Raw genomic sequence first — 23,484 nt, 5'->3', positions numbered from 1 at the left:
TGTGCCAAGGGCGAGGCAATCGCCCTTGGGATTAAGTGAGAATAATATGCAATCAATTCCGATGACAGTTCGTGGTGCAGCATTACTGCGCGAAGAACTTAACGAATTAAAAACAGTTACCCGTCCAAAAATCGTTGCTGATATCGCTGAAGCACGTGAGCACGGTGATTTGAAAGAAAACGCTGAATACCATGCTGCTCGTGAGCAACAAGGTTTCTGCGAAGGCCGTATTCAAGAAATTGAAGCGAAGCTTTCAAATGTGCAAATCATTGATGTAACTAAAATGCCTAACACAGGTAAAGTTATTTTTGGCACAACGGTTACTATCGTTAATGTTGAAACCGATGCTGAAGTAAAATACCGAATCGTAGGCGATGACGAAGCAGATATCAAAAACAATCTGATCTCTGTTAACTCACCAATCGCGCGTGGTTTAATTGGTAAAGAGGTAGATGATGCCGTTATCATTAAAACGCCAAACGGTGAAGTAGAGTACGAAATCATTGAAGTTGAGTATATTTAGTAGCTTAACCAAGCATTGAGAAAAACCGCAGTTCATACTGCGGTTTTTTTATGCCTGTTTACAGGCGTGAATTTATTCGGTACGTTGGCTACAAGACAGTCGTAATGAAGGAGTAATAATGGCGAAAATTCAGTATCCTAAACCGCTTGAGCAAGGTGATAAAATAGCCATATGTGCTTTTTCATCTGGTGTTGATAAAGCCTTTTATGAGCGCTTAGACATAGTACTTAATGGCTTAACAGCCAAAGGTTTTACTGTTATTGAAGGTGCCTGCTTACGTCAGTCACACAACAGTGCAAAGCAACGTTCTGATGAGCTAATGCAGTATTTAACTGATGATTCAATCGCAGCCATCATGCCGCCATGGGGCGGTGATCTTACTATGGAAATTTTACCTCTTCTGGATTTCAATGCCATAAGTAAAGCAAGGCCTAAGTGGTTAGTTGGCTTTTCTGATATCAGCACGTTTGCATGTGCATTAACAACTCGTTGTGGCTGGGCAACTTTGCACGCTGCAAATTTAATGCAAATTCACCCTGACGATCCCGATGTTTATTTAGCAAATATATTCAGTGCCATGTCACTTGAAGAAAAACAGCAACTCCATCAAGTCGCGTCGCCATTTTATCAGCAAAAGCCAATTGATTATAAAACTAAGCCAGAGGCTCAATTTGACTATACCGCTCCTAGCCAATGGCGATGTATTAACTATAAAGATAAACGCCAAATTGAAGTGTCTGGGCGCTTAATTGGCGGTTGTTTAGATACGTTAGGTCTGTTGCTACCCTCAAATTACTATGCATTACATGAGTTTAAAAAACAGTATGCACCAGAGGGGTTAATTTTATACCTAGAAAATGCAGAGCTTAGTCCGATGGCCCTTGCACGTTGTTTGTTATCGTTAAAGTTGAATGATGTTTTTACTGATGTAAATGCTGTGGTATTTGGCCGCAGCCCTGCAATTAATAACGACTGCTACTTCGATGAATACCAAGCAATAGAGCTCGCATTTAAAGGTAATTTATTCCCAGTTATCGTTGATGCCGACATTGGCCACGTAGCCCCAAATTTAGCACTAATAAATGGAGCTGTTGCCACAATAACAGCAGATTTGTGTGAAGGTATGGCGAGTAATGTGGTTGTGAAGACTGACCTAAAATAACAATTATGCAGGCCAAGCCTGCATAATCTTTAGGCTTTAAACTACAGTAATCACCGCATCTTTATCTAAACGCGATTTTGGTAATGCAGCATTATAATCTTGCTCTGGCTCGTGATAACCAATAGCGAGTGCCACTTCACATACATAACCATCTAACTCATCAGCGAATAGTTCACCGAGTAAGTCTTTATCGACACCTTCCATCGGTGTTGAATCTAAACCTAAACGAGCCACTGTGTGCATGGTATTACCTAATGCAATGTAGGTTTGAGCTTTAGTCCAAGCGGCGTTATCACCTTGCTCATCTGTATTTAAATCAACAAAGGCGAAGGCACCAAAAGCCTGCTCTTTGTTTTCAGCTTTTGTACGGCCATTAGCAATATCGGCATCAATTACTTTTTCATAATCAGCACGTTTATAGCTTGGGTTATAAGCAAATAAAATGGTGTGTGATGCCGCTTTTGCATGAACTTGGTTAAACTGAAACTTATTTGCAAAACTATCATGCAGACGCTGTTTACCTTGCTCTGATTCAATTACCACAAATTTCCATGGTTGAGAATTAATAGACGATGGCGACAGGCGTAATGCTTCTAAAATTACAGCTAAGTCTGCTTGGCTAATTTGTTTTGAAGCGTCGTAACGTTTACTTGTATAACGGCGTTGTAAGTCTGAAATGATTGGGTGTGTCATGATTTGCTCCCGCATGTATAACAATTAGGTGCAGTTTACGCCTTGCATACCATACGATAAAGCGCATAATCGAATAAACATTATCAAAAATTTTTAGTTAATATGTTGGTTGAAGATCTCAAATTAATCCTTAAGGTTGCTGAGTTTCGTAGTATTACAACCGCAGCAGCCAAATTAGACATGCGAGCCGCTACCGCCAGCGCTGCTATTAAGCGTGTTGAAGCAGCGCTGGGTGCTGAGTTATTTGTTCGTACAACTCGTCATTTGCGGTTATCTGCGGCTGGGGAGCGCTTTTTACCTCAGTGTCAGCAAGCAGTGCTCATGCTAGACCAAGCCACACTTGCCTTAAAAGGTGAGCATGATGAAATTGATGGGGAGCTAAGAGTCGCATTATCTTCAGACTTAGGCCGCAACATCATTATCCCATGGTTAGATGAGTTACTTGATGAGTATCCAAAGCTGAGTATGCGCCCGCATATTAGCGATAGTAATGTCGACTTTTACCGAGACTCCGTTGATTTTGCACTTAGGTATGGCTCGCCATCCGACTCAAATTTATATGGCTTTAAAATTTGTAATGTTCCGCGGCTGTTATGTGCAACCCCAGAGTACATTGCTGAACATGGCGCGCCGACGCATCCAGATGAATTAAATCAGCATCAGGGTCTATTTTATCAACTACAAGATATCATCAATAATGTTTGGGAATTTACCGATGGAACCGAGCGTTTTAAAGTGAAAATGCAAGGCCGTCGAGCATCTAATGATGGTGATTTGGTAAGGCGTTGGTGTGTGGCTGGTAAAGGCCTAGCGGTTAAATCATGTATTGATATCAGTGATGATTTACTAAGTGGGCGGGTAGTGCCAGTGATGCAAAATTATCCTCACTTATGTGCAGAGCTTTGGCTAATATGCCCAAGTCGACAATCCATAACACCCGCGGTTCGTTTAGTGCGTGATATATGCCGAGAAAAAACCAAGGCGATACTCAATCAACTGATTGAAAAAGGCATATTAGATAAGCGGGTACTCGATAACTAATTATTTTAGGTATAGAATAGCTTAGCTTATTCATCTTATTGATTAAGCAACATTCTCAGGGCGGGGTGAAATTCCCCACCGGCGGTATACTTTAAATTTAAGTGAGCCCGCGAGCGCTTTAACTTTGGTTAAAGGTCAGCAGATCTGGTGAGAGGCCAGAGCCGACGGTGATAGTCCGGATGAAAGAGAATATAGTTAATCTATAAAACAGTAATTGGCTGCCTGCGGGTGGTCTTTTTTGCTGTGCCTTTCAATGTCCTGAATCTTTTCATATTTAATTTAATAGGTATTAAAAATGATGATTCAGTCTTCTTTACTCAGCCAATTTGGCGAACCACTTGAACGCGTTGAACGTGCCATTGCTGCTTTGCAGCAAGGTGAAGGCGTACTTGTGGTAGATGACGAAAACCGTGAAAACGAAGGTGATTTTGTGTACTCTGCACAGCACCTGACCACAGAGCAAATGGCCATGATGATCCGTGAAGGCAGCGGTATTGTGTGTCTTTGCATGGGCGATGAGCGTGTTAAACAGCTTGATTTACCACAAATGGTTGAGCATAACACCAGCCAGAACAAAACAGCGTATACAGTGACTATTGAAGCTAAAACGGGCGTGACAACCGGCGTTTCTGCGGCTGATCGTGTAACCACCATTAAAGCGGCAACAGCAGACAATGCAAAGCCTAAAGATTTATCTCGCCCAGGGCATGTGTTTGGACTGCGTGCACAAACGGGTGGTGTATTAGTGCGCCGTGGCCATACCGAGGCATCGGTTGATTTAATGCAGTTAGCGGGTTTAACACCGTTTGGTGTTATTTGCGAATTAACGAATCCAGATGGTTCAATGGCTCGCTTGCCTGAAGTTAGCAAGTTTGCCTGTGAGCACAATATGCCCGTTGTATCGATTGAAGATTTAGTTGCTTATATCCAAGCAACGCAAAAACAGGCTTGTTAAAAGCTTTATGCTTTGAGCTGTAAGTCAAAAAGTGAGGCCACTTTTGTGGCCTATATTTATTGTAATTTCTCAATCGCTTGTTTAGCACTTTCACTGTCAGGATTAAGTTTTAACGCACTTTTGTAACTTGCTAATGCTTTTTGTTTATCACCTGCTGCTAAATATGCTTCACCTAAACTGTCAAATGTATTTGCTGATTCTGGATAAGATTGATTATTGAGTTCAAACACCGTGATTGCGGCGCCTAGCTCATCCATTTGCATTAATTCATAGCCAAAGTAGTTTAGCGACCTTTCTCTAGGCGTATTACCCTCACTCACCATTTGCTGATAGCTATTCTTTAGTCCTGCAATACCTTCACGTTTAAATACGTTATAAAGTTTACTATCTACATGCTCTGTCGCTTTTTCGTAGGGTTTGCCATAGTAGATTGCAAGTAAGCCATTAGTCATGGGTGTGAGTGGCGCACCACCGGTGTTATTTAAAATAATAACCAGTAATTTGTCTTCGATTACTCTACTTATAAATGCATTAAAACCATTGATGCCACCGCCATGTTGAATACGGGTTAGCGGTTTTCCGTAGGTGCTTTTATCAAGGTTTGTAACTTCCCAACCAAGCGCATAATTTCTTTGCTCAGAAACTTGATACATCTGTTTCTTATACTCTTTGTTCAATAACTTATCCGTGTAGAGAGCTTGATCCCATTTTAGTAAATCCCGTGCTGTTGAGTACATTGATCCTGCTGCATATGGGATAGACATATCTAAATAATCAGTATTGCTATAACCTCCTAGGCCATTGTCGTAACCCGATACGCGAAATTTAATGATTTTATTGTGAGAATCATAGCCTGTATCCTTCATATCGAGTGGATCTAAAATATTCTTCTGTAATACATCTTGATATTTTTGACCTGTTACCTTTTCGATTACCGCACCCAAAATAAAATAGCCAGAGTTGCTATAACGAAATTCAGTGCCAGGCTCGAACACGAGATCATCACTACATAGCAAGCGAATAAATTCATCAACACTGTAAGGGTTTCGGCTGTACTCATCACGAAAAGATTTTGCCTGAGTATAATTTCCAAGACCAGAGGTGTGATTAAGTATTTGGCGAAGGGTAATTTTAGTGGCTATATCTTTTCTGTAATCAGGGAGGTATGTTGCAAGGTGATCATCGAGTTTAAGTTTTCCATCTTGTGCCAATTGCAGAATTAACATGGCGGTAAATTGTTTGGTAATTGAACCAATTCTAAATTTACTTTTATTACTATGTCTTATATCCCATTCAAAGTTGGCATAGCCAAAGCTTTGTTCAAACAGTACTTTTCCATCCTTAGCAACTAATACATTGCCATTAAACTGCTTAAAGTTATGAAAGCCACTAATAAAGTCAGCCATCTCTGCTTGCATGTTTTGGCTATGTGCGAGGCTTGAAATTGCCAGTAAATAAAAAACTACGAGCAACTTTAATTTCTTGAAGAGTATGTTCATTGCTGTCCTTGTTATTTGTTGGTTACATTAGTCGGTGTAAAACCTCATTGCGCATGGCTTGGTTGATAAGGCTTACCATTCTGGTGTGATCTAAATTACTGTAATGCACTATGGATACACTCTTATTTTGAAGTGCTTGCCAATAATCAGCAGGGCTTATAGGGTCTGCGTTACTAACATAGAGTGTGGTTCTATTAGCTGATTGTTTGTCGTTCAGTAGGGCGATTAAATCAAGTTGTGTTTCATCAATACCACTGCCTTTAATCACGCTTTTACTGAGATTTTTTCACTACACACAACAACTTACCAATCAAGCAGTAATAATGCAATTGGATAATATTTATTCAAGGGTTATATGAAGCTTGCAATTACCACCTAGCGGTAAATCCACGGTTATCTATGTGAACAAAACCACCGTGGTGGGAGGCGGGTTTATAACGGCCAATACCGCCATTATAGCGGCTCTGTTTTTGGAACTTTTCAAACACTTTATAAAGCACATCAACATCAGCAACCGTTAGTTTGCCATCGCCGTTTAAATCGTCCATTCGGCCATCACCATTTTCGTCTATATATAGGTCAAAGGCATCGCCGTATTGGTGTCGGCTGTGTTTGCCATTACCAATTGAGCGATTGTAATGGGGTGTTCTATAGCCGCTGATAAAGGCAAATTTACTGACTTTAATCCCTTCATTTTGTACAAACCTGAGCAGATCTTCGAGCATCATCAAGCCATCGTTGTTGACATAAAGATACTTTGGAAAGCCACTCAATTGCTTGCAAATTACATTTTTAACTTGCACATGAGGAGTCAGCTGGCGTGATAAGTCTTTCTCAAAAATTTCTATAAACCCGTTTGGCGCACTGTATTGTGTATAGCCTTTATAAGGGGCAGGGTAGAGGCCTATTTGATAATTATTCAATTGCTTATTGTTAGCATTGAATGGTTTTTTCACTATAACGAGTAAGCGTTTGCTCGTTTTGTTGTTACTCAGTACTAGGCTATAAAACCCTGCATTTTCTGGGGCATAAACGGCAATGCTATTTGGCCCTAATCGCTCAGTCTCAACATCTGATACTGCAGTTGGAGCAAAATCAGCCGTGTTATCAAGTGTTAGAACTTGTTTTGCATCAAGTACAAGGCTGTGCAGCGAATCAGTTAATTCAATGGCAGCAACAGAGCATGTAGTTAACGCTAAGCACACACTAAAAATAATACGGCTGAAATACATAGTGACCTCTAAATTGTATTGTTTGCTAATGGTGTGGTGAGTGCTTTTAATAACGCGCCATCGCGATTATAAACGTCGGTATAAAATTGTAGGGCTTCGTCGTTACCCGCAACGGTCCAATACATTAAAAGTACGTCTAGCGGTTTTGATAAGCTGACTTTTTTAGTTTCTTTTGAAGCAATGGCGTCATCAATTTCACTACGGCTCCAATTATCCGAGGTTTCTAATATTTTCTCAGCTAAGGTGAATGGGTCATCAACTCTTACACAGCCGTGGCTAAATGCACGTTGGTCTTGCTGGAATAAACTTTTTGCAGGGGTATCGTGCAAATAGATTGAGTATTTATTTGGGAACATAAACTTGATTTGCCCTAATGAATTATTCTCTGAAGGCTGTTGTACAAACCAATATGGGAAGTTTTTGCGGCTAGCATTCGGCCAATCAATACTCTCGCTATCAACTGGGTTACGGCGACTATCAACCACAACAAAGTCTTTCTCGTTTAAGTAGTTTGGGTTTTCTTTCATTTTTTTAATGATGCCACCTGAAATACTCCGCGGTACTGTCCACGTTGGATTCATCACGATATAGCTCATTTGCCCTTTAAATATTGGGGTTTTGGTGTAGTTTCTGCCTACAACTACGTTGGTTTGCCATTTCAATTTGTTGTCTTCAAACAAATACAGCAAATAGCCTGCGATATTTACCACTAAGAAGCGATCTGTTAGCGTGTTATCAACCCAACGAATGCGCTCTAGGTTTACTAAAATATCATTAACATACTCACTGTAATCTTTGTTGAGTAGTTTTAACGTTGCATTGCCAATCACACCATCATCAGCAACTTGATGAGCATTTTGAAAGCGTTTAACTGCTGCGACTAGCTCATCGTTATAATCAGTGGCATCACTGTTACTGCCGTCAAAATACTTTAGTCGTTTTAACTTTTGTCTTAAAAGCGGCACTGCTGGGTCTGATTGCCCCGGTTTTAATACTTTATTTTGCAGTGCGAAGTCAGGTAACTCGCCAGTGGCATCAAGCTCTCGATAAAACACGAGGGCGTCTTTTAAGCGCTTATAATGAGGTAAAACAGGCTTGAGGTTTTCAAGTCCCTTATCAAGGCTTTTGGATTTTACATGTTTAAGTAATGAGGCCGCTGCAGCATCTGGGCTGACATCAAACTGTTCATAGTTCCATGTGGCTGCTAGTTGTTTAGGGTTTACTTTTCCGCGAATTAAGTGTTTTGCATAGGTCATGACTGCATCTGTCATTAGTACATCAAACTGGGCTTCTACGGCATCCGCTCCGCGTTTATCTATTTCGCTGGCCAGCGCCATTAATGTATCAAAGTGATAGTCGTTAGGAGATAGCCCTTCAAGTTCTGCTTGCGCAATTAAGTTGAGCGCTTGCTTGGCATATTTTACGTTGTCCCACACTCGTTCAAAACTATTTGCTTTATAAGTAGCAACGGTCATTTCTGGGGAGTGGATTTGTTGTCCTTCTATACTGTGAGACTCACCAATCAGAATAGGCTCAAGCTGTTGTTGTAAGTATTGGTTTTCGGCCAGCACAGGCATACAAATGGATAAACAACTAACCAAAGCTGTGTAGCGTAGAATTTTCATAGCTATGTCCTTATAACGTATTTAGTAATTTGATGAATTGTTTCTTTTTTGCTCATTTAAGCTTAGCAAAACAATACGATTTATAGGAACATCTTTTTAAATAAAAAACGCTTGGCAAATTTATTGCCAAGCGTTCGGTTGGGATTTTGAGAGGGGTTTAATTACTGGTTGTTTGTAATTTTGCTTCTGGCTCTGCTTTTTTACCTCTTAGCTTGCTAATTAAGCGTTTAAAGTCTTCTAAGGCGACGTACTGGCAAGGGATTAAAATAAGCGTAATGACCGTTGCAAATAACACCCCGAATGCTAGAGATACAGCCATTGGGATAACGATTTTTGCTTGTAAGCTTGTTTCCATAATGATTGGTAATACACCAATAAAGGTCGTTATTGAGGTCAGTAATATTGCTCTAAAACGACGCGCACCGGCTTGCATTACAGCCTCTTTGATTGCTATACCTTCAGCGCGAGCTTTATTGACAAAGTCGACCATCACTAGCGAGTCGTTTACGACCACACCTGCAACCGCGATAATACCAAATACTGACAAGCTGCTCATTGTCATACCTAAAATCATATGACCGAACATTGCACCAATGACACCAAATGGAATAACCGACATGATGATAAATGGCTGTGAGTACGAACGTAGTGGAATAGCAAGTAACGCAAAGATAATCATCATTGATAAAGCAAAATCACGTACTTGTTCTGCCACACTGTCCATTTCTTCTTGAATACGACCTGCCACATTACTTTCTACACCAGGGTAGCTTTTCAGTAGGCTAGGTAAGTATTCGTCACGAATTTCTTTTGCAATGGCAAATGGTTCAGCTTGGTCTGTGTTAACCGCAGCCCAAACGTTTACAGTACGTTTAGCGTTTTCACGACGAATACGGTTTACACCATCCACAATGTTGACTTTAGCAACTTCAGCAAGCGGTACTTCAACACCCGTTGGTGTAATGATACGTGCATCTGTGATGTCACTTACTGCGTTTCGCGATTCACGAGGGTAGCGGATCATCACTTTAATCTCTTCACCGTCACGTAAAATACGTTGTGCTTCTAAACCGTAGTAGCTAAAGCTAACTTGTGATGCCACATCTGAAAGGGTTAACCCTAAGCTGTAAGCAAGCGGTTTAAGTTCAAGTTGAACCTCGTCAGTTGCAGATTGGAGCGAGTCATTTACATCACCTACGCCTTGCATGCTATTTAGCTTTTCTTTTAACTTTGCAGCCACTTCTTTGAGCTTATTGATATCTTTGCCTTCTAAGCGAAAGCTAACATCACCGTCATCACGGCCGCCATTCATGATACTGTCTTCAATATTCAGCGTTTTCACACCTGGCAGTGGTGGCATTTGTTCGCGCCACATTGCACTTAACTGGAAAGTATCAATAGGGCGTAAGTCCGGTTCGACCAAAATCGCCATAATGCGTGCACTTGTACGACCACGTAAACTAACCGATAAGTCGCGGATCATCGCTTGACCATATTGCTCTTCAAGTTGTTTATCGACATCTAAAATCAGCTTTTCAATGGTTTGCGCTGTCTCAAGGGTTGCTTGCTCAGAAGAAGATAAATTCATTTCAACTGAGATACGCGGGAAATCATGTGGAATTTTAGGGTTCGCAACAAATTTCACTAAGCCACCAGCGAACATACCGCCACTAACAATAAGCACACAGATAAAGCCAACAATCACGGTGTAACGGTAATGAATACAGCGACCAATAAATGGTGTGTAGTAATTATCAACAAAGTTCTTTAAGCCATTATCCATACCTAAACGTAAGCGATGTAATGGATTTTTAGGGTTCGCAGGTTTATTTTTCATGGCTGCTAAGTGAGCCGGTAAAATTAGTTTTGACTCAATTAATGAAAAAATTAAACATAGGATAATTACACCACCAATGGCTTTAGAAAACGCAGAGCCAGGTCCTGATGCCAATGTTTGTGGTAAGAATGCGGCAATTGTGGTTAACACCCCAAAGGTTGCAGGAATAGCAACGCGTTTTACGCCGCGCACTACGTTATCTAGGCTGTGACCGTGTTTTTCAATTTCAGCACTGGCAGACTCACCGACGACGATAGCATCATCAACGACTATCCCGAGCACCAGTATAAATGCGAATAAAGAAGCTAAGTTAACAGTGATATCAATAAAGCCCAGTGGCATCATTAAAAATGCACCTAGGAATGACACAGGTAAGCCCATCATTACCCAAAACGCTAAGCGTAGTGGTAAAAATAGCGCCAGTACCACCATCACTAAAATACCACCCCAAATCATGTTGTCGATCATCATGTTTAGACGACCTTCAAGGTAGTAAGTTAAATCAACAATCGGTGATAGCTTTACGCCTGCTGGTAACTGTGGTGCTTTATCTGCTAGATATTTTTTTAATACCGCAGCAACTTTAGTGATGTCTTGATCTTTCGACGCATTTACTTCAAAAGTTAGTGAGTTTTTACCGTTGTACTTAGAGTATTGTAAGCCTTCTTCAAAGCCGTCATTAATTGTTGCTACATCACCTAAGAAAACTTGTGCACCATCTGGTAAGTGTAATAAAGGCAGATTTTCGAACTCTTTACCACGATACGCTTGATTTTCAACACGCATCGAAATGTAGCCATTTTCAGAGCGAATTTGACCTGCAGACATATTGGCAGAAAAGCTGCGAACGGCTGTGGCAATATCACGGAAAGTTAAACCATACTCACGTAGTTTATCTGGGCTGATTTCAATGCCAATTTCGTAGTTTAAGCCACTGTAAAAGTTGACCAAGTTAATTTGTGGTAAAGCTTGTAGCTCATCTTTTATGTCGTTACCAAGTTCTTTGAGCTGGTAGTTACTCATATCGCCATACAGCGCGAGTATCATCACTTCTTGCTCAAACTTTTCACGGCGAACAATTGGGCGTTCCATCTCTGCAGGGAAGGTATTGATTGAATCAACCTGCATCTTGATTTCATCGAGTACTTCTTGTGGATCGTACTTTTCTTCGATTTCTATCCAAGCTTGTGAAAAACCACGGTTCGAATAGGTAATTAAACGTTTAATGCCTTCGAGACCTTCTAATGACTCTTCGACCTTAATGGTGATGCCTTCTTCTACCTCTTGCGGCGCAGCCCCCGGATAAACAGCTTGAATACTGATCCAGTTACTTTCAAATTGTGGGAACATTTGCTTACGCACCGACATTGCTGTCAATAAGCCTCCCACTAAAATGAAAATCATAAGTAAGTTTGCTGCTACTGGGTTGCGAGCAAACCAGGCAATAAGCCCTTTTTCTCTGTGCGTGGTCATGGCTTATTCCTCTTTTAACGCTAACTGCGTTGTTGGCACACTCAGTTTTGCGTCATCTAGCTTGACCGCCATGCCTTCAGTTGGGTATTCAAGTGCCGAGGTAATAAGTTGCTCACCATTAGCAAGGCCATTATCGGCGATCACCATGCCATTTTGTTCGCGAACGATGTTAAGTGTTTTAAAGGTAAGCGTTTCGCCATCTTGTAAAACAGCGACTTTTTTGTCTTTAACTAAATGGTGCGGAACAACAATCGCATTATACAGCGCACGGCCTTCGATAGTGGCATTAATGTATGAGCCAAAACGTAATGGCTGCTTTTGCTCATAAGGCGTTGCTACTTGTGCTACTAAGTAATTCATGCGGCTACGTTGGTCTACAACTCCTTCGCTACGTACGATAGTTGCTTGCCAGGTTGTTTGTTTACCTGCAAATTCAGCATTAATTGATACGCTTGCACCAATTCCTTGGTTATTTAGGTATTGCAGATCTTTATCAGCAACAGGTAAACGAATTTCGGCCAGTGACGTTGAGCTCAGACTACCAAAGCTGTTACCAGGGTTTACTACACTGCCTAAACTAATTAGACGCTCGTCAATAATCGCGTCGTATGGTGCTTTAATATATGTACGTTCAAGATTACGTTTAGCTCGTTTTACACTCGCTTGCGCTGCACGGTAACTTGCAAGTTTTTCAGCAAGTTGTGGTTTACGTAAATAAAGCTCAGATGGAATAACTTGGTTTGAGTCACCTTTGATGCGGTCCCACTCAGCTTGCGCAACTGACACCTGTGCACGTTCAATCTCGAGTGCAGAGCTTGCTTGTGCCAAACCGGCTTCAGCTTCAATGAGTGCCGCTTCGTAATCATTTGGGTCAATACGTGCTAGAATGTCGCCTTGCTTAACAAATCCACCTTGTACAAATTGATCTGATAACGACACAACCTGACCACTCACTTGCGCAACAAGTTCAGTTTGGTGTTTAGGTTTAACAATACCGTATGATTTTACATCAAGGGTAATGGCGTCAAAGCTTAACGGTTTAATTGATACAAGCGGGCGCAGATCTTGTTCTGGTTTTTCGACTGGCGGTTGCTTCATAGAGGCAAATGCGAATGCCATTCCAAGTCCGCCGACTAATACGGCGATAGGGAGAATGATTTGTTTTTTACTAGCCACGGGATAGTCCCTCACGGTTGACGGTAATTAAAAATAAATTTGATAGGCTAAGCATACGCAATAAAGTGTTTACAAGGCGTTTGAAGATGTAACAAACCATTACACATATTACAAAGGCGCTACAAAGGTTCTATAAGAGGTACTCAATGACAGATAAAATGGCATGTAGATTAGGCTGTGGCGCCTGTTGTATTGCACCCAGTATTAGCTCACCGATCCCAGGAATGCCCAACGGCAAAGCAGCGGGAGAGCGCTGTATTCAACTTGATGATAATAACCTATGTAAATTATTTGGTGATGAATCAAGGCCTAAGGTGTGTAGTGACTTTTCTGCCACGATTGATGTGTGTGGCACCACTAACGAACAAGCACTGTATTTAATTACTGAACTTGAGCAGATGACTTAAAAAGATTAAACCATTAACACTTTTTAACGGTTGCTGGGATCAGTTGTGTTTTATAGCTTAAGTTTTCTTCATGGTATTTAAAAATAATAAAGAACGACTTGTCTGTTTTAGAATACAACCAACAATACTTGCAAAATTAACTATGAAAAAACATGTAATTATCTATTTACTCTTAGCAAGCTCATTTACTTATGCAATACCACTGCAAGTCAAACTTGATCACAGCTCAGAAACGCAATTGCATACTAATCAACAACTCGTTGATGCATTAAAATCAAATAATAAAGACCAGTTTTTAAAAGCGCTAGCAGCCGGGGCTGATCCAAATTATCAAATTAATCAATCGAGTAGTGTTTTAAGCCTAGCCACGAGTAATCTCGACTCTGACTTTTTAAATGTGTTACTTCAAAAGGGCGGCAACCCGAACAGTTTCAGAGTGTCTGCAAGACGACATTTAATTTTTGAAGTATTAGGGCCAGATAGAATAGAGCATCTAAGAACTTTACTTAGATTTTCTCCAAAACTAGATGTTAAGGATGGCACAGACTCAACACCATTAATTTATGCTGCTATATTGAGTAACTACACTGCGATGAAATTACTAATTGAACAAGGCGCAGATACGTCTCTTAAAAATAATTTTGGCTATGATGTTTTAAAGGTTTTAGAAGATAACGCGACACGAGAATGTCATCAATCTGAGTGCTCGCAACTAAATGAAGTGAAACAGATTATTATGAAATAATTAATAGTCCTCAACGAAAAAATGCCAGTCAATTGACTGGCATTATTGTTTTTGCTTACCACGTATAGGTAGCGCTAAGAGTATATTGTTCGCCGCGGCCTGGGGTACCCGGTACTTCTTCGAATGATTCATCCCAAATGTTGTCAGCTGCAAAGGTTACAAATACATTATCAAGCTGGGCTGGGGTGAATTTTAGCGTTAACTGCGTGAAGAAGGCTTCATCATCAGAGTTACGTAAGCGGTTACTATGTTGCTTACGCCATTCGTTATCGATACGCAGCTCAAGCACATCCATTGGTTGCCATACTGCACCCAGTGTTACACGGTGATCAGGGTAGTTAAGCGCATAAAAGCTCGCATCAATATCTGCCGTGCCATAGTCTTCTGATTTTTCTAAATAGGTGTAGCTGGCAATCAATTCAGTGCTTTCGAACGTTTTATTCGCTAAAAATTCAACGCCTAAGGTGTCTATATCAACCGGGTTTGCAAAACGTGCTGAGGTTGCATCAAAGCGATATGTCCAATCCGTAAGGTTTTTATCTTTACGGTAGAAAATAGCTGAATCTAAACGCCATGAAGACTGTTCAATCAGTAAACCTAATTCAAGGTTATCGGTGGTTTCGCGCTCAAGGCTGTAGTTACTTCTGAATAATCCGCCCGTTTCACTGCCGCCGATGGCGGTATAACCGGGAACTTGTGTTGCTTCTGCGTATGACGCATACCAAGTATGTTCACTGCCATTTTGATTCGCTACTTTAAGGCTGGCATCGGCAATAAATGAGGTAGCTGAACTATCACGGTTCGTATCATCAAATGCAGCACCAACACGTAAAGTAAGCTCTTTGTTCGCTGTAAGAGCTGTCTTGTACTCAGGCAAGATACTTAGCTTAGTGTAATTACGTGATGTAAAGTTGTTTTCAAGAGACGTTGATTCAATTTCATCAGCAATAAATTGGCCAGCATAATTAATTGCATAGTGGTCATTTAAACGGTGGCGTCCAGAGAGTGCCAATGACTTAACCGTGGTTTCGTGAAACGCTTCAAAAATAGCTGGGTTTTCACGAGACAAAACGTAATGGTCGTTATGTTTACGATAATAACCAGTCACTTCAAGGCTATTGCTCTTACCATAGATTTGCTTGTGATTAAGCATGAAAAGCTTGGTTTCAAGATCTTCGGTTTCGTTAAAGTTAAATGGCGTATAAAGGTTTGGCCAACCAAAAAACTTCTCTTGGCGTCCGAACATTAAATCAGTTTGTGAGGTAGAGCTTGCGAGTTGAATACGCGCTGAGGCACGTTCGAAGTCGTGGTCGCCATTATCAATTGAGCCATCACTTTTTGAGTGAGAGTATTCCCCTTCAAAACCTAATCGCCAATCAGGTTTGCTATCAAGCTTTTGGCTATGGGCAGCATGAATGCTTTGTAAATTAAAGCCATTCGTACCTGTGCCAAGAGAAACGCTGCCAGTACTTGTGATAGGGCGCCAGCCAAATGAAACCGTACCAACCGAGCTATTCATACCATAAAGGGCATTATCAGCACCTGTAAGCACTGAAGGGCCTGTTAGCATCTGCGGCGCAATTGGAATTTCAGCAAAGTAGTGACCAGATTGAGGGTCAAATAATGTACTGCTGCCTACACGAAAGCCAGTATTTTCGAAAATACCACCACGAATGGTTACATCAGCTTGTGCTTCAGCCATATTGCGCGATTGCAAATCGACACGCGGGTCATATTCTAAGTTTGATACTGGCGCATCAAAAGTACCTACAGGTTCTTTATTTGCGGTTGCTGAAACTTCAACGGTGATTTGTTCAATATTGTTGGTGTCTTCTGCTAGCACTGAGCAAGTGACGAATAATGCGGGAAGTGTAAGCTGTACTGCGCGTACCATCTAAAACTCTCTTGATTTTGTTTAATCTGGGGTAGTGGGCTAGTTAGGCGCACTGAAAATTGCGGGTATTGTATCTGAATCACTGAGTTATACCACTCCAACCAGATTTCAGCAGGCAATAAAAAACCGCGCTAATTGCGCGGCCTTTTAACTAAAACAGTGTTTAGTTTTGATTAATTGATTGCGGTGGGAAGTTACTTAGAATGTTAGCAACAGTCTCTTTGATAACTTCAGTGCGCTTTTCAGGTGATTGGTTCTTTTGCAAACGACCTTCTTTCGCACCACGCCAAACTAATTGGTTAGAAGCACGGTCAACTACGTCTAGAATTAACGTACCCACTTCATATTCGCGAGTGGTTGTTTGCGTGTTATAACCCATACCCCAGTAATTCCAGCGTGCGCCGTAACCGACGTTGAAGGTATCTACATCAATTTTAGTATCAACAGAGGCATGATAGTTAATCAGTACATCTGCTTGCGCTAAATCAACTAGCTTCATACCGCTTTTTTCAAGTTCAGCATTTACAGCGTCACGAACACGTTTTTCCATTAAAGGGCTAATTTGGTAGTTCGCTACGTTTTTAGTCAAGCTGGCATTAGGTACCCAAGAGAAGGTTTTATAATTACTAAAATCCGCTGATTTGTCGTAATCCCAATCAGGCGTTTTAGCACAAGCCGCTAAAAATAATACAGCCGTCGCGATTAATAAGTTCTTCATATTGTTTGCTCCTTGGCAAAATTTCCACTACTTGATTGATAACATAACACAAATAATACTCAACTGAATGATTATTTAAAAACTATGGCACATTTACAAAAAAGTACTGTAATAGTTTGTAAACATAGTCATCCTTGACTGAATCAATGATTAATTTTTGTAATTAAACAGTGTGTTCCACATCTATCCAGTCTTTTTCATCCACCCAGTTTTGTGCACCATCTTTAACAGTACGAATAGGGACGATGTAATCACAGCTAACTTGTGGTTTAACTGAGGCAAAAATCGGCACAAAGCCAAAGCTAAGAGCGGTTTCGATAATTGCTTTTTGGTTTTGTGGGTCGATATCGGCAGCTTCATCGATATAAATCGGAATACGATACAAGTTTTGTTCTTGGTCGCTTAATAAGTAACGAATAAACAGCATGCCGCAAAGTAGCTTAATGGTGATACGGGTACCGTTAGAGCCGGCTGAATCGATTTTTTCGAAGTGCTCAGTTTCACCAGCACGGTTGACTACTTCAAAACGAATATCGAATAAGTCGGTCAGTGTTAAACCGGCTTTTTCAGAGGCAAGCTTAATCAAATGATCTTTCGCTTCGTTTACCGCAGACTCGCTATAAGGCTCTTGGCTTAATAGGTCGAGGGTATCGCCTTGCTCAAACTGATTTGAGGTACTAATAATAGTATCAATGCTATCAACCAACATCTTGCGCGGAATAACATTAATTTTGAATGCTTGAAGGTTAGAGATACGGTGCTGACTAATGCCTTTATTAAAGCTGTTCATTTCGCGGCGTAGGCGGTCTAAGTCTTCACGCAAGCCCTTAATAGTGGCGGCTACTTCGGTTAACGCAACTCGGCCTTGACGTTCAACCGCATCGCGCTCGTTATCGATGTTATGAAACGCGCTGATGAGCTTTTCGTATTTAGTAAACTCATCGTTTTCGTTATCAAATTTAGTAATACCCGCATTGTAAATATGCATGTAGGTGTTACGTACGTTGATATCAAAGTTACGTAGCTCTTGGCAGTCTTTGTTAAAGTGATGAATGAGGTCACTTAAGTTATCAAAATCAATATTGATTTCAATCATGTATGGAGTGACTTTGCCTGAGTAAAAATCAAGCGTGTGATCGATACGTTCAGATTTAACTTGACGCAAACGGTCAGCTTGGCGGGCAAGCAGATCTTTTTTCGACTTGATAATTGAGCGACGATCGCTGATTGAGCCACTATTTTTTTGAATGTCTTGCAGATAGTCGTCAACTTGTTCGCGTTCTGCATTTAACTGCTCTTTTAGCAGAGTTTGTGCATCGACAGATTGCTGCATCACTTCAAATTGTTCAAAGCGTTTTAATGCTTCTTCTGAAGCCATTAGCTCATCATATAAGGCATCTTTTTCTTTTTGCTTTTCGGCCACATTAGCAGCGACTTCGCGCTGTTGTTTAAACTCTTTCAGTGAGTTTTCAAGAGCAGCGAGTTGCGCGGTTAATTGCTCTTTATTTTCGCCCGTTTGCATTTGCACTGGGCTTAGCTTTTTAAGTTTAATAGTTGCGCCAGGAAGAGTCAGTACACCGCCTTTCACGTTAGCTGATAACTGCTCTAAAAACTCACCAAAAGCATCTTCGTCTGTTATATCAACATCACCATTGCTGGTGGTGGCAAACGATAAGATATCTGGGTTTAAAATACGCGAAATTTCTTCAACTTCTTTTAAAGACAAATCTTCACGCATACGAGTGAACAAATTAAACTCGAGGTTCTTTAACTGCAGTTTTAAGCTCTTAATTTGCTTTTGTGTTTCGCTGATACGGTAATCTAGTGTGTGTAAGCTTTGACCTTGAGCACTGCTTAATGAATGCGATAACGATTCATAATCTTGTTTAAGCTGAGTAAGGCTTACTTTTAAAGTGGCTTTGTTAACTAGTTCAAACTCAGATTTAAGCGCTCGATAGTCTAAAAACCACTGTTCAATTTGAGTTTGTTTACGTTCAATATCACGGGATTGCTGAATATACAGCTGCTGCTTTTGGTCGAACTCGTGCTTTTCGTGTTCGATATCCTCAAGGGCAATATTTAGCTCAGCGAGTTGCTCTTGTTGATAGGTTTCAAAGTCAATCAGTGCTTGGTCAATTTTTGGCGCATAGGCAGCAAGTTTGCCTTTTAAAACCGTTTGGTTTTCAAGCATAGATTCAAGGGCTGCGATAGGCTCTTGCATTGACTCAAGGGCTTTTAATTCACGTTTAGCGCGATTCACTTTATCGAATGAACGTCGCCACACTTCATAAAAGTCGACCCGTGAGTTTGACATATGACGCTCAAATACACGTAACATAAAGCGTTTAACATCACTGGCACCTAACTTATGCAAGTTAAGAATACGGCGGAAAATTTCTTTGTAAATCGCGGAGTCTTGCACGTTATTGAGGGGGATCATCTTTAAGTTGATATCGCCATCAAACGGTGTTGCGCCGCCAGTGAGTAGGGCGTTTAGCTCCTGCGCTTTTAATTCAATTGGATTAAAACCTTGCTCTTTTAAGTGATTAAAAAGCTTGGTGAATTTTACAATGGTTTTGCCTTGAGTGTAGTGATCAAGGTTCAACTTACCTTGGTAGCAAAAAAACTGATGCGCGTAACCGGCAATTTTACCAAGGCCGGCAACACCAATCACCACAGGGCCATTAGGCAGGTCAGCTTCGAGTAAAATATAGGATTGATCTGACGAAAAGTAGAATTTTCGGGTTTCGTCTAAATCGTGGCCATCCCATTCTGTTAAGCGCAAATCATTAATCAGTGGAAATTGCAGGGCATTAATTACCGAGCTTTTACCGGTATTATTCGGTGCACAAATAGAGCTACTTTTATCCAGTGGGATCACGCATTTTGCATAGCCTGCGGTATTTAAAAGCGCAAGTTTGCTGAGTCCGTATAGGCTTTGGCTTTGCATTAGTCGTCATCTCCTAGGTAGGTTTCTTCGTTTACTTCCATTAATGCATCGATATAACGATAAATAGGTGCTTGCAGCATAAAGCCGTTTTCTACTTCGCGAGCAAGACCTAAACGTACCATACGTAGATAAACGTCTTTGCGTAAATCTGAGCCTGAGAAGATTTCTAATTGATCAAACAGGTGCTTGTTGATTTGCACTAAGGTTTGCATCAGTTCAAGGTCGTTTACTTCGTCAAACAAAGCACGCATTGGATCTTTACCTGTATTGGCATAGTGCTCAATTAAGATGTAGATAGTCAGTGCGATGGCACGCGAAATTTTACCCATGTTTGGGGTGCTTTCGTCGCTGCCAAAATAGTAAAAGCCACGGCTATCATGTTGTAGGTCATGGCCAAGGGCGTTAAATAACGCGCGATAAGCATCAATGTGTTGGTCAAGCTCTTGCCACATCAGCGTGTCTTGTTCGCTAATGTGGTAGCCTGATGTGAGCTTTTTATTAATAGCTTGCAGATGCGTTAAATCATCTAAATTAATATCTGTCATGGTTATTGCTCTGTTGCTTTTTTATCGTCAGCAATCGATGAGTTAAATGGGTAAAGAGAGAAGTGTTGCTGGGCAATTTTTATTTTTACTTTCTCTTGGCTTTGGCTGATTTGAAGGTCGCCATCGCTAATCAATTTTTGATACAAGAACAGCATTTCGTCAGCTTCTAAGTTTGGGTAGCTTTCATCTAAGAAACTAAGCAGCGGCTGAGCTTTTTTGCTGGCTTTTTTAAAGCGTTTTCTAAATTGTGTTTTAACGTCGTTGTAATCAGGAATATGCGGGCTTTGATAGGCGGGCACATCATCATGTTCAGGAAGCTGATATTCATCGTGCTCAAAGTCAACTAAGCCTGCCATATAGGCCACGATATGACGTTGCTGACCAAGTGAAAAGCGTTGCGCGTCTGAGACAAAGTTAGGCTGTACTGCACTTAACATGTTATCGACGCCATTTTTACGCACTAAACCAAGCACTTTAGCCGCTTGGCGAGTAATTAGGTTGTTGCGGCGTAACTCTTCACGCAGCGGCATCAACATATCGGCGCTTTTACGTAAACTTTCACGACCAACTAAATGCATTTCTAAAATACGGGTACGTAATTGTTCAAGCATGCGCTTGTCTTGATATGACTTACCAAGGCGGTCAATTTGCTCTATTTGCGCGCTAATTTGTGCTTCGATGGTATTAAAGCAAGCATGGAAGTCACCACGAATATCAACCATTTCAAGCATAGGCTCGATGTATTCATCGAACGCTTCAATTACAGCCTGATAGCGTTTTTGCAGTGATTGCACCGCGTTATCAGCTTTCGCTTGCTCAACAATATTTAAAATTGCGTTTTCATTGTGGGCAAACAATTTCATTATTTTTCGTACCCGATCATCCATAATACGGCTGAAGCGGCGAAGCTCGTCGTAATCTTCAATTTCACCGGCTTTAGCAAGGCGATTACCAAGGCGAGCTAAATCATCAACGAGCACGCTAATCTCTTGGGCAAGACCTAAGTGTTCTTCTTGTAGCAAGAAAGTCGCAAAATCGGCGATCGCGCGGTTGATTTCTAACTGCGATGATTTTGCCAGTGGAATGATAATATCTTGATTCAATAAACGATTTGTCTCTTTATAAATGCGTTCATTTGACCATGAAGGTTGTTTTTGTTTTATCGCATTTTGTACGTCTTTCAAGCTGAAATCAGCCATCTTAAAACGTTTAAATAGCAGTTCTAACACCCCCCAATGTTCAGTAAGGGTATTTAATAACTTTTTAGCTGGGATCATAAGGCTCCAGTAAATTCAGACTTTGGTGTTAGCGATTAGTATTAAATTATGTAATTGAGAATAGTTTTATGCTTTCTATGCTGCTAGAATCCGCGCCGAAACACTCGACTTACAATTTTTACATTATTATAAAGGTTGTTCAAACACCATGGTAACCCCACTTATCCTAACCCTGATAGCGGTGGCATTTTTGCTTATCGTTATAGAGGATATTATCCATGTAAACAAGGCCAAAACGACGCTTTTTTTTGGCACTTTATGCTGGATTATCTTATTTATCTCTCCAATTCATGGGCAAAGCCCAGAAACCATACAACATCAACTGGATCACAACATATTAGAAATCGCGACTTTGTGGCTGTTCTTAATGGCTGCGATGACCTTTGTAGCGTATTTAAACTCTAAAGGTTTTATCCAGAATATTGTTCATAAAATTATGCCAAATCAAATCAGTGAACGAAAGCTGATGTTTCTGATTGGTGGTTTTGCGTTTTTATTTTCATCTATTTCAGACAACATAACTGCCACTTTAATCTCGCTTGCGGTGGTGATGTCACTTAAGTTAGATCCTAAAAAATTAATAAAATATGCGACCTTAATTGTATTTAGTGTTAATTCGGGTGGGGTGTCGTTGATTACGGGTGATGTTACAACCCTGATGATTTTCTTAGACGAAAAAGTCACTATTGCTAATCTACTATTATTAATTGCCCCTGCACTGACAAGTGTTGCACTGCTCGCGGCGATGTTGTCGGTGGGTATGTCGGGTAATGTTGTGTTTGAAAAACAAGCAGCCCGTCGTATCGAAAAGACAGATATTACCATTGCGGTTATCTTCTTCTCGACGATTATTGCTACGTTAACTTTGAGTGTGCTTTATAGTGTGCCGCCGTTATTAACCTTTTTATTTGGTTTATCTCTGATGTTTTTGGTTGCGCAATTCTTAATGCGCAAAAAAGACGTAAACAAAAAAATTATCGATTATATTCGTGAAATTGAATACGACACCTTATTGTTCTTCGTTGGTGTGTTATTGCTGGTTGGCGCATTAAAAGAAGTTGGCATGCTTGCTAAATTTACTCACTTATATGAGTTGATGGCACCGGAATATGCCAACTACTTGATGGGGCTATTATCAGCGGCGGTAGATAACGTACCTCTAACTGCAGCACTTTTAAAAGCTGATATTGTGATGAGCCCTCAGCAATGGCTGTCGTTTACTTACGCAACTGGGGTAGGTGGCTCAATGCTTATAATCGGCTCTGCGGCAGGTATTATTGCCATGAGTAAGGTTAAGGCACTGACCTTTATGAGCTATCTTAAAATGTCGGTTTATTTATTAATTGCTTATACCGTTGGTTATTACGGTTCGCACTTAGCGGGCAGTTTAATTTCATAAAACAACTTGACAGCTAGACGTCTAAACGTTAACTTTCGAAGCCTGCTTTTAACAGCAGGCTTTGTTATTTTAACCAGGTGTTAACTTAACATTCAGAAGAGGTGCGATACTTAGGTAATTAATGTGAGGTGACGAACGCCGATGACCATTAATGAGGGAAGTACTCGCCGAGAAAATTAACCGGACGTCACGGTTATTTTTCGGTTTATGGGGCTGAATCCTCAAAACTGTCACCAAACTAGGTGGAGAGCTTCTGGCATGGACTACTCTTTATTTTCAAAGCACCCCCTTGCCGAGTTCTTCTTGAATTACTGTGGATAGTTTTCCACAAAA

19 protein-coding genes and 2 riboswitches are annotated in these 23,484 nt (G+C 40.8%); of the genes, 7 read left to right on the top strand and 12 right to left on the bottom strand.

What is annotated here, in order from left to right; genetic code table 11:
* The first annotated feature begins 46 nt into the window (after window positions 1–46).
* The gene (gene greA, locus AOG26_RS06225) at window positions 47–523 is read left to right on the top strand and encodes a transcription elongation factor GreA (RefSeq protein ID WP_054561700.1); all 477 of its coding nucleotides are present in this window, start codon (window positions 47–49) and stop codon (window positions 521–523) included.
* Window positions 524–641: 118 nt separating this feature from the next.
* Window positions 642–1,685, top strand: a complete 1,044-nt coding sequence (locus AOG26_RS06220) for a S66 family peptidase (RefSeq protein ID WP_054561699.1) — start codon at window positions 642–644, stop codon at window positions 1,683–1,685.
* Window positions 1,686–1,721: 36 nt separating this feature from the next.
* On the opposite strand, the gene AOG26_RS06215 is transcribed toward AOG26_RS06220, so the two are convergent.
* A complete protein-coding gene (locus AOG26_RS06215; protein WP_054562008.1) occupies window positions 1,722–2,378 on the bottom strand; it encodes a nitroreductase family protein in 657 nt (218 codons plus the stop codon).
* A gap of 102 nt (window positions 2,379–2,480) precedes the next feature.
* Between AOG26_RS06215 and AOG26_RS06210 the strand changes: the two genes are divergently transcribed.
* Both AOG26_RS06210 and ribB read left to right on the top strand, forming a co-directional pair.
* Entirely contained in the window at window positions 2,481–3,419 is a 939-nt protein-coding gene (locus AOG26_RS06210) for a LysR family transcriptional regulator (RefSeq protein WP_054561698.1), read from the top strand.
* A 47-nt stretch (window positions 3,420–3,466) separates the two neighbouring features.
* Window positions 3,467–3,614, top strand: a riboswitch (FMN riboswitch).
* A gap of 106 nt (window positions 3,615–3,720) precedes the next feature.
* Window positions 3,721–4,374, top strand: coding sequence for a 3,4-dihydroxy-2-butanone-4-phosphate synthase (gene ribB, locus AOG26_RS06205; RefSeq protein WP_152966943.1), 654 nt, complete (start codon window positions 3,721–3,723; stop codon window positions 4,372–4,374).
* 56 nt (window positions 4,375–4,430) lie between these two features.
* On the opposite strand, the gene AOG26_RS06200 is transcribed toward ribB, so the two are convergent.
* The 6 genes from AOG26_RS06200 to AOG26_RS06175 form a co-directional block, all read right to left on the bottom strand.
* Window positions 4,431–5,873, bottom strand: a complete 1,443-nt coding sequence (locus AOG26_RS06200) for a serine hydrolase domain-containing protein (protein ID WP_054561697.1) — start codon at window positions 5,871–5,873, stop codon at window positions 4,431–4,433.
* A 22-nt stretch (window positions 5,874–5,895) separates the two neighbouring features.
* On the bottom strand, window positions 5,896–6,141 hold the full coding sequence (locus AOG26_RS06195; protein WP_054561696.1) for a hypothetical protein: 246 nt from the start codon (window positions 6,139–6,141) through the stop codon (window positions 5,896–5,898).
* Window positions 6,142–6,241: 100 nt separating this feature from the next.
* Window positions 6,242–7,105 carry a D-Ala-D-Ala carboxypeptidase family metallohydrolase gene (locus AOG26_RS06190; RefSeq protein WP_054561695.1) on the bottom strand — a complete coding sequence of 288 codons (864 nt, stop codon included), beginning with the start codon at window positions 7,103–7,105 and terminating at the stop codon, window positions 6,242–6,244.
* Window positions 7,106–7,113: 8 nt separating this feature from the next.
* Window positions 7,114–8,730 (bottom strand): L,D-transpeptidase family protein, encoded by a 1,617-nt coding sequence (locus AOG26_RS06185; protein ID WP_054561694.1) that lies wholly within the window; start codon window positions 8,728–8,730, stop codon window positions 7,114–7,116.
* Between the two features lie 157 nt (window positions 8,731–8,887).
* Complete coding sequence (locus AOG26_RS06180) at window positions 8,888–12,040, bottom strand: efflux RND transporter permease subunit (protein WP_054561693.1); 3,153 nt, start codon at window positions 12,038–12,040, stop codon at window positions 8,888–8,890.
* A gap of 3 nt (window positions 12,041–12,043) precedes the next feature.
* On the bottom strand, window positions 12,044–13,216 hold the full coding sequence (locus AOG26_RS06175) for an efflux RND transporter periplasmic adaptor subunit (protein WP_054561692.1): 1,173 nt from the start codon (window positions 13,214–13,216) through the stop codon (window positions 12,044–12,046).
* Window positions 13,217–13,374: 158 nt separating this feature from the next.
* Between AOG26_RS06175 and AOG26_RS06170 the strand changes: the two genes are divergently transcribed.
* Together AOG26_RS06170 and AOG26_RS06165 are read left to right on the top strand one after the other, a co-directional pair.
* Window positions 13,375–13,623: a YkgJ family cysteine cluster protein gene (locus AOG26_RS06170; RefSeq protein WP_054562006.1), complete on the top strand. Its 249-nt coding sequence runs from the start codon at window positions 13,375–13,377 to the stop codon at window positions 13,621–13,623.
* Between the two features lie 70 nt (window positions 13,624–13,693).
* A complete protein-coding gene (locus AOG26_RS06165) occupies window positions 13,694–14,368 on the top strand; it encodes an ankyrin repeat domain-containing protein (protein WP_150114690.1) in 675 nt (224 codons plus the stop codon).
* A 55-nt stretch (window positions 14,369–14,423) separates the two neighbouring features.
* Here AOG26_RS06165 and AOG26_RS06160 read toward each other — a convergent pair whose 3' ends face one another.
* From AOG26_RS06160 to AOG26_RS06140, 5 genes are all read right to left on the bottom strand, one after another.
* Window positions 14,424–16,262, bottom strand: a complete 1,839-nt coding sequence (locus tag AOG26_RS06160) for a TonB-dependent receptor plug domain-containing protein (protein WP_054561690.1) — start codon at window positions 16,260–16,262, stop codon at window positions 14,424–14,426.
* A 163-nt stretch (window positions 16,263–16,425) separates the two neighbouring features.
* A complete protein-coding gene (locus AOG26_RS06155) occupies window positions 16,426–16,980 on the bottom strand; it encodes a DUF4136 domain-containing protein (protein WP_054561689.1) in 555 nt (184 codons plus the stop codon).
* A 163-nt stretch (window positions 16,981–17,143) separates the two neighbouring features.
* A complete protein-coding gene (locus tag AOG26_RS06150; RefSeq protein ID WP_054561688.1) occupies window positions 17,144–19,930 on the bottom strand; it encodes a hypothetical protein in 2,787 nt (928 codons plus the stop codon).
* Complete coding sequence (locus AOG26_RS06145) at window positions 19,930–20,475, bottom strand: condensin complex protein MksE (RefSeq protein ID WP_054561687.1); 546 nt, start codon at window positions 20,473–20,475, stop codon at window positions 19,930–19,932. The genes AOG26_RS06150 and AOG26_RS06145 overlap by 1 nt, the downstream gene beginning before the upstream one ends.
* A gap of 2 nt (window positions 20,476–20,477) precedes the next feature.
* On the bottom strand, window positions 20,478–21,752 hold the full coding sequence (locus AOG26_RS06140; RefSeq protein WP_054561686.1) for a hypothetical protein: 1,275 nt from the start codon (window positions 21,750–21,752) through the stop codon (window positions 20,478–20,480).
* Window positions 21,753–21,900: 148 nt separating this feature from the next.
* On the opposite strand from AOG26_RS06140, the gene nhaD reads away from it, so the two are divergent.
* A complete protein-coding gene (gene nhaD, locus AOG26_RS06135) occupies window positions 21,901–23,151 on the top strand; it encodes a sodium:proton antiporter NhaD (protein ID WP_054551492.1) in 1,251 nt (416 codons plus the stop codon).
* Between the two features lie 88 nt (window positions 23,152–23,239).
* A riboswitch (Lysine riboswitch) is annotated at window positions 23,240–23,412 on the top strand.
* The last annotated feature ends 72 nt before the right edge of the window (window positions 23,413–23,484 follow it).

This window comes from Pseudoalteromonas sp. UCD-33C, from assembly GCF_001306895.1.
Lineage (GTDB): Bacteria > Pseudomonadota > Gammaproteobacteria > Enterobacterales > Alteromonadaceae > Pseudoalteromonas.
Note: the sequence above shows the minus strand (reverse complement) of the source record. Positions and strands in the feature narration are given on the sequence as shown.

Bases quoted from the DNA above. Each gene is read 5' to 3' on its own strand.
- greA (WP_054561700.1), top strand. From the start codon at position 47: ATGCAATCAATTCCGATGACAGTTCGTGGTGCAGCATTACTGCGCGAA.
- AOG26_RS06220 (WP_054561699.1), top strand. From the start codon at position 642: ATGGCGAAAATTCAGTATCCTAAACCGCTTGAGCAAGGTGATAAAATA.
- AOG26_RS06215 (WP_054562008.1), bottom strand. From the start codon at position 2,378: ATGACACACCCAATCATTTCAGACTTACAACGCCGTTATACAAGTAAA.
- AOG26_RS06210 (WP_054561698.1), top strand. From the start codon at position 2,481: ATGTTGGTTGAAGATCTCAAATTAATCCTTAAGGTTGCTGAGTTTCGT.
- AOG26_RS06200 (WP_054561697.1), bottom strand. From the start codon at position 5,873: ATGAACATACTCTTCAAGAAATTAAAGTTGCTCGTAGTTTTTTATTTA.
- AOG26_RS06190 (WP_054561695.1), bottom strand. From the start codon at position 7,105: ATGTATTTCAGCCGTATTATTTTTAGTGTGTGCTTAGCGTTAACTACA.
- AOG26_RS06185 (WP_054561694.1), bottom strand. From the start codon at position 8,730: ATGAAAATTCTACGCTACACAGCTTTGGTTAGTTGTTTATCCATTTGT.
- AOG26_RS06180 (WP_054561693.1), bottom strand. From the start codon at position 12,040: ATGACCACGCACAGAGAAAAAGGGCTTATTGCCTGGTTTGCTCGCAAC.
- AOG26_RS06170 (WP_054562006.1), top strand. From the start codon at position 13,375: ATGGCATGTAGATTAGGCTGTGGCGCCTGTTGTATTGCACCCAGTATT.
- AOG26_RS06165 (WP_150114690.1), top strand. From the start codon at position 13,694: ATGGTATTTAAAAATAATAAAGAACGACTTGTCTGTTTTAGAATACAA.
- AOG26_RS06160 (WP_054561690.1), bottom strand. From the start codon at position 16,262: ATGGTACGCGCAGTACAGCTTACACTTCCCGCATTATTCGTCACTTGC.
- AOG26_RS06155 (WP_054561689.1), bottom strand. From the start codon at position 16,980: ATGAAGAACTTATTAATCGCGACGGCTGTATTATTTTTAGCGGCTTGT.
- AOG26_RS06150 (WP_054561688.1), bottom strand. From the start codon at position 19,930: ATGCAAAGCCAAAGCCTATACGGACTCAGCAAACTTGCGCTTTTAAAT.
- AOG26_RS06145 (WP_054561687.1), bottom strand. From the start codon at position 20,475: ATGACAGATATTAATTTAGATGATTTAACGCATCTGCAAGCTATTAAT.
- AOG26_RS06140 (WP_054561686.1), bottom strand. From the start codon at position 21,752: ATGATCCCAGCTAAAAAGTTATTAAATACCCTTACTGAACATTGGGGG.
- nhaD (WP_054551492.1), top strand. From the start codon at position 21,901: ATGGTAACCCCACTTATCCTAACCCTGATAGCGGTGGCATTTTTGCTT.